This window comes from Longibacter sp. (genome assembly GCF_051155795.1).
GTDB lineage: Bacteria > Bacteroidota > Rhodothermia > Rhodothermales > Salinibacteraceae > Longibacter.
Genome location: NZ_DAXETW010000087.1, coordinates 1 through 9,433 on the forward strand (window position 1 = coordinate 1; position 9,433 = coordinate 9,433).

Annotated in this window: 8 protein-coding genes; 7 read left to right on the forward strand and 1 reads right to left on the reverse strand. The window is 62.1% G+C overall.

Going from position 1 to position 9,433, the window contains the following annotated elements; genetic code table 11:
* Positions 1 to 93 precede the first annotated feature (93 nt).
* The 5 genes from ACFCU0_RS09675 (at position 94) to ACFCU0_RS09695 (ending at position 6,351) form a co-directional block, all read left to right on the forward strand.
* On the forward strand, positions 94 to 297 hold the full coding sequence (locus tag ACFCU0_RS09675) for a DUF2267 domain-containing protein (RefSeq protein ID WP_434973473.1): 204 nt from the start codon (positions 94 to 96) through the stop codon (positions 295 to 297).
* A gap of 1,286 nt (positions 298 to 1,583) precedes the next feature.
* On the forward strand, positions 1,584 to 3,857 hold the full coding sequence (gene purL / locus ACFCU0_RS09680) for a phosphoribosylformylglycinamidine synthase subunit PurL (RefSeq protein ID WP_434973467.1): 2,274 nt from the start codon (positions 1,584 to 1,586) through the stop codon (positions 3,855 to 3,857).
* 218 nt (positions 3,858 to 4,075) lie between these two features.
* Complete coding sequence (gene trxA, locus ACFCU0_RS09685; protein WP_434973468.1) at positions 4,076 to 4,420, forward strand: thioredoxin; 345 nt, start codon at positions 4,076 to 4,078, stop codon at positions 4,418 to 4,420.
* Between the two features lie 229 nt (positions 4,421 to 4,649).
* A complete protein-coding gene (gene trxB, locus ACFCU0_RS09690; protein WP_434973474.1) occupies positions 4,650 to 5,627 on the forward strand; it encodes a thioredoxin-disulfide reductase in 978 nt (325 codons plus the stop codon).
* 103 nt (positions 5,628 to 5,730) lie between these two features.
* A complete protein-coding gene (locus tag ACFCU0_RS09695) occupies positions 5,731 to 6,351 on the forward strand; it encodes a LysM peptidoglycan-binding domain-containing protein (RefSeq protein WP_434973469.1) in 621 nt (206 codons plus the stop codon).
* A 210-nt stretch (positions 6,352 to 6,561) separates the two neighbouring features.
* Here ACFCU0_RS09695 and ACFCU0_RS09700 read toward each other — a convergent pair whose 3' ends face one another.
* Positions 6,562 to 7,422 (reverse strand): proline dehydrogenase family protein, encoded by an 861-nt coding sequence (locus tag ACFCU0_RS09700; RefSeq protein ID WP_434973470.1) that lies wholly within the window; start codon positions 7,420 to 7,422, stop codon positions 6,562 to 6,564.
* Between the two features lie 357 nt (positions 7,423 to 7,779).
* Between ACFCU0_RS09700 and ACFCU0_RS09705 the strand changes: the two genes are divergently transcribed.
* A complete protein-coding gene (locus tag ACFCU0_RS09705) occupies positions 7,780 to 8,952 on the forward strand; it encodes an alpha/beta hydrolase-fold protein (RefSeq protein ID WP_434973471.1) in 1,173 nt (390 codons plus the stop codon).
* The coding region (locus tag ACFCU0_RS09710; RefSeq protein WP_434973472.1) for a DUF429 domain-containing protein at positions 8,949 to 9,433 on the forward strand (485 nt) is incomplete at its 3' end. The genes ACFCU0_RS09705 and ACFCU0_RS09710, both read left to right, overlap by 4 nt.

Here is a 9,433-nt window from a genome sequence, read left to right on the forward strand (position 1 = left end):
TCGACATGCGTTTCGGTGAGACGATGGTGCCCACGCACGGAAGTGAATACACTCGACCGCTGAATTCACGAAACCAATGCCGGGGTAAACGAAATCAGTGCGGCCATGGGAGACGGACGCAGGCGTGCAGCTTACCATGCCCTTCGGGGTGCTATACTCGTGCTTCGTGACCGCCCACCCGTCGAAGACGGGCTTGACCTCTCATCGCAACTCCCACTGCTCATAAGAGGGTTGTTCTTCGAGGCCAATCACCCGACGGGAGAATCGGAGAAACTTGGCCGTGACGACCCTCAATAGCAGGTTCGGGCGGAGGTAGATACCATCGGCGCTCGCAATACAAACCGGGCCATCCAGGCTATCATCACGGTTTTGCTGCGTCATGTTAGCTCCGGCGACATGAAACAGCTGCGCGCCATGCTCCCTCGCTTCTTCGACCGGCTCCGGCCCGAGGACGGACTCGGGACTGCAATGAAATCGCCGCCGACACAAGGATCAGATTCGCCTTCGCCAGACGCCGGGGATTCGGCGCGTTCGCAGACACAGCCTACCTCTGTTGCGGTCGATGAATCCGGCTTCTAATCCCTTCCGGCAAGTGACCCGCCTGCGTGGACCAGAGGGTGACGAGCGCTGGCGCAAGCGCACAGGGGGACGATTGTCAGTCTATGGGAAGATGATGAAACGGTCGCGCCAGCATTTACGCGTCGTCTATACAATCAGTCGGCAGACGTGCGAAATAAAGAGCCGCAGCGTGATGACGCGCTGAAGACGAGCGAAAGCATGGACCGACTGTGTGCATCGGTGGCACAGAAGAATCGACACTAGCCGTCCAGCGAATACGGATGTCTGTGTTCGCCGAAAGGCCTTGTACGCGTACAGCGGGGTAAGCCAAACGTCGAACGCGCGTATCTTCAGGGGTCGCCCCCCAGAAGCTATGCCGATGCGTCGGCCGAGAACCGGCGTTGAAGTGTGTGGGCGCCCATGCGCCGCAATACGAGACGGGACCACATGTACAGGACGCTTAGCCGGATGGTAAACGGTTGATCATCAAAGCCACCGAGGTGACACCTCGTCGCCGATTCCATGTGCGCGGCCGGTGAAAGGTTATCGAGGTGGTGCGTAACCGCGCCGGCGGCGATACGGAATCGGCCGACATCCAGGGGACGTAACTGAGCGTGCGCAGGTGCCGGCGGTAGGAAGATCGACAGGAGCGCCAGGCTACCGACGATACCCTTGCGGCAAGGCGCCGGGTGCGCAAGAGAGAACCCCGGGCCGAACCCATGCAGGAATCTGTTCGTGAGCAGGGGCCCGAAAGTCAAACAGGATAGCTACGCACTCCTGTATATGCGTGGGAAACGGGGAAGCATTCAAGGCACGGGTCGGGCCCGTCCGCCCGTTTTCACGGTGATGCGTTCACCTGCACCGTATCGCTGCCATTCATCGCGCTTCATGGATTGTTTGTCTCGGAAGCTGCCGTTCCTTTGCGTACCTCGCGAGCCGTACCTATCCTGTACGTATCCCCTTCACACTTCGACCGTCGTCGAAGGCATCGTCGCCACTTTCCTGCACGTCCGACCTTTCTGCACATGGCTGAACCGACCCCGCACGTTCCAGACGTGGATCTTGACCTCGCAATCGAGCATGGACTCACGGAAGAGGAATACAACTGGATCGTCGATGCCCTGGGCCGCACGCCGACATTCGTCGAGCTCGGCATTTATTCGGTCATGTGGAGCGAGCACTGCTCCTACAAAAACTCGCTCGCTCTCCTGAAGACGCTTCCGAACGAAGGCGATCAGCTGCTCGTCGAGGCGGGAGAAGAGAACGCGGGCCTCGTGGACATCGGGGAAGGACTGGGCGTCGCTTTCAAGATCGAGTCGCACAATCACCCATCGGCCGTCGAGCCATATCAGGGGGCCGCAACGGGGGTTGGCGGCATTCACCGGGACATTTTCACGATGGGCGCCCGACCTATCTGCGCGCTCAACTCCCTCCGGTTCGGATCGCTGGATGAACCGCGTGTGCGTTACCTGTTCGACGGCGTCGTGCGTGGCATCGGCGACTATGGCAACTCCTTCGGCGTACCCACCGTGGCGGGCGAGGTGTACTTCGACGATGCGTACGAGGGGAATCCGCTGGTCAATGCGATGAGCGTCGGGATCGTCGATTCGGACCGGATCGCCAGTGCTGCAGCGGATGAAGCAGGGTGCCCGGTCTACATCGTCGGCTCGTCGACGGGGCGCGACGGCATTCACGGCGCCACGTTCGCCTCGGAGGAGATCTCCGAGGAAAGCGAGGAGAAACGCCCCAGCGTCCAGGTCGGGGACCCCTTTCAGGAGAAGCTCCTACTGGAGGCGACGCTCGAAGCGCTGAAGGCGGAGGTGGTGGCCGGCATCCAGGACATGGGTGCCGCGGGCATCACCAGTTCCTCCTTCGAAATGACGGCCTCCTCCGGTACCGGAATGGACCTTCACCTCGACCGAGTACCGGTGCGGGAGAGTAAGATGACGCCGTACGAAATCATGCTTTCCGAGAGCCAGGAGCGCATGCTGATCGTTTGCAAGAAAGGATGCGAGGAGGAACTGAAGGCGATTTTTGAGAAGTGGGATCTGAACGCGCAGCACATCGGCGAGGTCACCGACACCGAGCGCGTGCGCGTATTTTGGCACGGTGACGTCGTCGCCGATCTGGATCCGCATCACCTGGCTGCGGGAGAGGGTGCTCCGGTGTACGAACGGGAGACGGAAGAGCCAAAATACCTGTCAGCGACCCGCGCGTTCGATGCCTCGAGCGTGGAGGACGTGACCGCCCATACGGCCGAAGATGCACTGGTCGGGCTTCTTGCGGCCCCGAACATTGCATCAAAGCGCTGGGTGTTCGAGCAATACGATACGATGGTTCGAACGAACACGGTCGTCGGGCCTGGACCGAGTGATGCCGCGGTCGTGCGCGTAAAAGGCACCGACCGCGCTCTGGCTGTAAAAACGGACTGCAACGGCCGGTACGTGTACCTGAATCCGCGACGCGGCGCCCAGATTGCCGTTGCCGAAGCCGCGCGAAACGTGACCTGCGCCGGCGGACGCCCGATGGCGATCACGAACTGCCTGAACTTCGGCAATCCCTACAAGCCGGAGGTCTACTGGACATTCGAGCAGGCCATCCGGGGAATGAGCGACGCGTGCGAGGCGTTGGAAACGCCGGTGACCGGCGGCAACGTGTCGTTTTACAATGAACACCCGGAGGGCGCCGTCTTCCCGACCCCGACGATCGGCATGTTGGGCATCGTTGACGACGTGGCGGAGCACAGCACGACATCCGCCTTCCGGGGCGAGGGCGACGTCCTCTTCCTGCTGACGCCGGACGCCTGGACGCACCGCAATGACATCGGCGGGTCGGAGTACCTGGCCTCTCTGCATGGGATGACCACCGGCGACGCACCGCACCTCAACCTGGCGGAAGAGCACGCGGTTCAGCACGCCATGCTGGCCCTCATCCGGGAAGGCTGCGTCCAGCACGCCCACGACGTGTCCGACGGCGGGCTTGCCGTGGCGCTCGCCGAGTCGGCGATCCACGGGGGCATGGGAGCGAACGTTGACCTCGGCCCCCCCGACGAGCTCCGAACCGATGCGGTTCTTTTCGGCGAGGCGCAGTCCCGCATCACGTTCTCCACAACGGCGGACGACGCCGACCAGGCTGAGCGCGTCCTTGCCGACCATCCGGGCATCGGGGTGCACCGCGTCGGAACGATCGGCGGCGATCACCTGCGCCTGGAGCTCGGTGGAGCGACACTTCTCAACGTGCCGGTTGAGCGACTCACAACCACCTACGAGGCCGCCATCCCGGACAAAATGAATACGTAACCCGCCAATCCCGTCGCATCCACGCGTGCAGTGTGCCCGCGGCCTGTCGGAGTGACATGAAGGAATGATTACAGCACGCGGCCGGGGATACGGCACGTTCCTTGTTCATCGTATAAATGCGATAAATGTCGGGTGCGGAAGAAACCGTTGTAGAGCAGCGGAGGTTCATAGACACGATATCCGGCCCGACTTCTTTCTCTGCAAGTGAATCTGAAACTATGGCTGACAATCCGAACGTCGTAACGCTGACGGACGATAATTTCGAAGAAGAAGTACTCAACGCTGACCAGCCGGTTCTGGTCGACTTCTGGGCGACGTGGTGCGGACCCTGCCGCCAGATTGCACCGATCATTGAAGATCTGGCCGACGACTTTGAGGGCCGGGCGAAGGTTGGGAAATTGGACGTCGACAACAACCCGAAGATCGCCCAGGAGTACGGCGTTCGCTCGATTCCGACGCTACTCTTCTTTAAGAACGGCGACGTCGAAGAGCAACTCGTCGGTGCGATGGGCAAGAGCGCGCTTGCGAAGAAGCTCGAAGCGCTCAGCGGTCAGCCTGCCTAACGACCCGACCGACAACCCACAAGATGGACCGTCCCCGGATGCCGGTGCCTGCCCCCATGCTCGCACCGGCGTTCCGGTGTCTGTCCGCCGGCAACCCACGATTCAGACGACTTCCATCATGGCTGTCACTTCAGACCCCAACGCCACCACAAACGGAACCACCGGAGATGGCGCGCCCATCACGCCCGATCTGTCGGCATTCGACGGCATCGATTTCACCGACGCCGAGATGCACGATGTCGTGATCATTGGGACGGGCCCGGCGGGATGGACCGCCGCGATTTATGCCGCCCGCGCCGACCTCGAGCCGCTCGTATACATGGGGCCGCAGCCCGGCGGACAGCTCACCACCACGACGGACGTGGAGAACTACCCGGGTTTCCCGGACGGCATCCTTGGTCCGGAGATGATGGAGCGTTTCCAGGAGCAGGCCGAGCGTTTCGGTACGGATGCCCGCTACGGCACGGTCACGCACGTCGACTTTTCCGAGCGCCCGTTCCGACTGCTGGTTGATGAGGAAACACCCGTCTACGCGCAGTCCGTCATCATTTCGACGGGAGCATCCGCGCGCTACCTCGGGCTCGAAAACGAGCAGCGACTCATCGGGAAGGGCGTAACGGCGTGCGCTACGTGCGACGGTTCTTTCTTCCGGGGCGAAACGGTAGCTGTCGTCGGCGGAGGTGACAGCGCGATGGAAGAATCGACTTTCCTGACGAAGTTCGCCGAGAAGGTCTACGTACTCCATCGCCGGGACGAACTCCGCGCTTCGAAGATCATGCAGGAGCGCGCATTCGAAAATGAAAAGATCGAGTTTGTCTGGAATACCGAAGTCGTCGATGTCCTCGGCGAGAATCAGGTTGACGGCATCGAGGTCATCAACAATGAAACGGGGGAAACCAGCGTCATGGATGAGGTGACCGGCCTGTTCCTTGCCATCGGGCACACACCGAATACCGATCCCTTCACGGGCTGGCTCGATACGGACGACAACGGCTACATCATCACGCGACCGGATTCGACCTACACCAACGTTCCCGGCGTATTCGCTTCCGGCGATGCACAGGACCACGAATACCGCCAGGCGGTGACCGCGGCGGGCACCGGGTGCATGGCCGCCATTGATGCGGAGCGCTGGCTCGCCGAAAATGGGCGCGTGGAGCCGGCGTCGGCCCGAACGACATCGGAGCCAGCTACAGCGAAACCTTAAAACCTCGTGTGAGACGGGGAAGCCGGTAGATTTGCACGAGATTTGCTGTTACCTTCTGTACTCCCACGGTTTCACTTCGCACGCCCCCTTCTTCATGCGTTTGATGTCGTTCCCCCCCTTCGCCGTCACGGTCTGCCTGCTCCTCGCCTTTCTGGCTGGATGCGAGTTCGAATCGGATACGCTCGAGCCCCCGCCCGCCCCGGACCCGGAGACGGCACTGAGTGCGCCGGAGCCAACCTCGCAGGCCGCGGATGCCGAGCGCGTTCAACCCGCCAAGATGATCAACGCCTCCACGCGGTCGCTCGAGCAGCGGCTCTCCGACGCGAGTGCGGAAGCGCGCGTAGTGCAGGCGCTGGCCAAGCAGGATGACCTCCGCCTGTTCGACTTCGATGCTACCGTCCGGAGTGGCCGCCTGACGCTCTCGGGAGACGTCAACACGACAGACCAGCACCGGCTCATCGATCGGGTTCTGGCGCGCACACGCGGCCTTCGTGCTGTCACGAACCGCGTAACCGTTGCGGGGCGTTCTCCGGAAGCTGCACGAGGGATGATCGCCGAGGCCGACGCCGAGCAGGCGGCAAAAGGGTCATACTACACGGTGCGGTCGGGAGACACCCTGTGGAAGATCGCCCGGAGTCACCGCGCATCCGTGGAGCGGATCAAAAACCTCAACGAGATTCGCGGATCAAGTCTTCAGCCGGGCCAGCGCATTCGCGTCCGGTAAGCGAACCGTTGCGGGCGGATCCAGCCGAGACATCTGAACAGTGAGGGGCCGACGCGTTTGACACGTGGTCGGCCCTTTTTCATTGAGCCGTAGCAAGGGAGTAGCGCGACAGCGCCACCAAGCAGCCCTGCAGTGGTCGTGGCTCCGCTGTCTCACGTGAGACGTTCTCCCGCGGAAGGGACTCGTCGGCCGGCTGTGCTTCGTGCGCAGTTACGAACGGAAAAGGTTGCGGAGAATGAAAAACACGTTTTCCTTGCGTTCACGCAGCCGGCGGTAGAAGTACGGAAACCACTCCGTGCCGTACGGTACGTAGACCATCATGTTGTAGCCCTGCGCCGCCAGGTCTTCCTGCGTCTCGGGGCGGAGCCCGTAGAGCATCTGGAACTCGAACGTTTCCGGTGAGATGTCGTGCCGGGCTGCGAACGCCTTCGTGGCGTCGATCAGCTGATCGTCGTGCGTGGCGATGCCCGAGTTGTTCGTGTGCTCCAGCAGCCGCTCCATGTAGTCGATGAAGCGTGCGCGGATGACATCCATTTCCTGGTAGGCGACGGACGCAGGTTCGCCGTAGGCCCCCTTGCAAAGCCGAACGCTTGCGCCGAGTTCGCACATGCGGTCGATGTCCTGATCCGTCCGTTTCAGCATCGCCTGCAGAACCGGCCCGACGTGGTTCGGATAATCCGGGTAAACGGTCTCGAAGATGTCGAGGGTGGACTGCGTCAGGTCGGAGTCCTCCATGTCGAGCCGAACGAAGATGTCCTTCGACGACGCGATGTCGAGGAGCCGCCGCAGGTTGTCGAGGCAGAACGCTTCGTCGATCATCTGCCCCATCATCGACAGCTTGATCGAGATCCGATTGCGCAGATCCACTGCCGGCCGTTCCGCCATCGTGTTTACCAGGTCGATGTACGCGTCGCGTGCACGGACAGCCTTGTCCCGGTCGTGAATGTGCTCCCCGAGAAGGTCGAGAGCGACGTGAAGGCCTTTCGCGTTCAACTCATCGACGACGGGCAGGGCCGACTCCAGCGTTTCGCCGGCGACAAATCGGCTGGCCAGCACGAACGGCAGTTTCATAACTCACGAGCGCTGTTCTGCGGTAGATGCGATGCCGGCAATCCGAACGTACCGGCGCACCGCATGGTAACCTAATACAAAGTGGAAGGTTGGGGAGAATCGGTAAATGCCGAAAAGCAGTACGCAGCAATGGATGGGTGCAGCAATGGATGGGTGCAGCCATGGATGATGATGTGCAATTGAATCGCGAATTTCCGACCCTACACATCCCGCCTTCACGATTTCTGCCGGCTTTGTGCTCATATGCGTTGTTCTTCGTCTCCCTGTCCCCATTTCCGCGCTGCGGAGGGCGGCCATGGTCCGTTGGTTGGATCCCGGGTCGCTGCGCTGCTCGCCGGAGTGCTCCTCGTCATTAGTATGATGGCTTGCAATCAGGGGCAGGTGGCCCCGCCGAGCGGTGCGCGCTTCGAGGTCACGGTCGCCGACACCGTGCCCGACGACGCCGATCTCTACATTGCCGGCACGTTCAACGACTGGGAACCGGGCGAGTCCGCGTATCGCCTGTCCGAGCAGGACGACGGGGCGTACGAGATTACCCTGCCCGACCTGCCGTCGGGCCCGGTGCAGTTTAAGTTTACCCTCGGCTCATGGGAGTATGTCGAAGTCGACGATGCGGGGGACGACCTCGGCAATCGGGAGGTGACCGTACCGGAGGATGGCGGCGTGACCTACACGTCCACCATCGTGGGCTGGCGCAATCCGGATCGGCCGTGGCCGTTTCCGAACTCGACGGCGACCGCCTCCGTCTCCGTCCTCGATCGGTCCATGCCCCTGACGCCACTGGACCGAGAGCGCCGCGTATGGATCTACCTTCCCCCGGATTACGACGCTTCCGAACGGGCGTATCCGGTGCTCTACATGCACGACGGACAGAACCTGTTCGACGCGGCCACCAGTTACGCGGGGGAGTGGGGCATCGATGAAACGCTCGACTCATTGCACGCCGCGGGAGATCCCGGCATCATCGTCGTCGGGATCGACAACGGCGGCGACCGGCGGATGGATGAATACTCGCCCTGGGTCAACGATTCATTGGAGGCGGGCGGGGAAGGGGCCGCATACGTACGGTTTCTGGTCGAGACCTTGAAGCCACGAATTGATTCCACGTATCGGACGAAGCCGGGACGCGAGCATACGGGCCTCATGGGATCGAGCATGGGCGGCTTGATTTCGACCTATGCCATGTTCGAATACCCGCACGTGTTCGGGAAGGCCGGTATCTTCTCGCCGGCGTACTGGTTCGCCCCTGAGGTGTACGGAGACATCCCGGAGGATCGGTCCGTACCGTCCGATACGCGCATTTACATGATGAGCGGCGCCCTTGAGACGGTGGGCGACGACCCCGACAGCGTCTATGTGAAGGATCACCGCCGAATGGTCGAGGAGCTGGAGAAGGCCGGCTTCGACCGCGGGACACACCTCGTGTCCCACATTCGGGCGGACGGCCAGCACGCGGAGTGGTTCTGGCGGCGCGAGTTTGCAGCGGCCTATCAGTGGTTGTTCGACCGGACCGGCGTGGGTCAAAAATGAGGCAGGCGGCTGACACATCCGACTGGGTTGCCGGGCTCGACGGGTTTCGTTCGGGCTGGTTCGCCGTGTTCTACCGACCGGCCGATGGCGCGTGTCGACGCCGCGTCGTTTCCACTATCGAGTCGGCATTGGCCGCTCCGGAGGCGCCTGGCTTCGTCGGAATCGACATGGTGATCGGGCTGCCGGACCGTGCGGCATCGGGCGGCCGCGCGTGCGACCGAGCCGCGCGCGGGCTCCTCGGCTATCCGCGGAGTAGCAGCGTGTTCTCACCGCCGGCACGCGCCGCACTCGCTGCCGAATCGTACGACGAGGCCCGTGCGCTCCACACGGGCACCGCCCATGATGCGCCGGGGATCACCATTCAAGCCTTCCATCTGTTTCCCAAGATGCGAGAGGTCGCATCGGTCGTCACCCCGGAACGACAGCAACGCGTTCGGGAGGTACATCCGGAACTCGCCTTTTACGAAATGAACGGCGAGAC

Excerpts from the sequence above, each read along its gene's own strand:
- purL (WP_434973467.1), top strand. The coding sequence starts at position 1,584 with ATGGCTGAACCGACCCCGCACGTTCCAGACGTGGATCTTGACCTCGCA.
- ACFCU0_RS09705 (WP_434973471.1), top strand. The coding sequence starts at position 7,780 with ATGATGGCTTGCAATCAGGGGCAGGTGGCCCCGCCGAGCGGTGCGCGC.
- ACFCU0_RS09695 (WP_434973469.1), top strand. The coding sequence starts at position 5,731 with ATGTCGTTCCCCCCCTTCGCCGTCACGGTCTGCCTGCTCCTCGCCTTT.
- trxA (WP_434973468.1), top strand. The coding sequence starts at position 4,076 with ATGGCTGACAATCCGAACGTCGTAACGCTGACGGACGATAATTTCGAA.
- trxB (WP_434973474.1), top strand. The coding sequence starts at position 4,650 with ATGCACGATGTCGTGATCATTGGGACGGGCCCGGCGGGATGGACCGCC.
- ACFCU0_RS09700 (WP_434973470.1), bottom strand. The coding sequence starts at position 7,422 with ATGAAACTGCCGTTCGTGCTGGCCAGCCGATTTGTCGCCGGCGAAACG.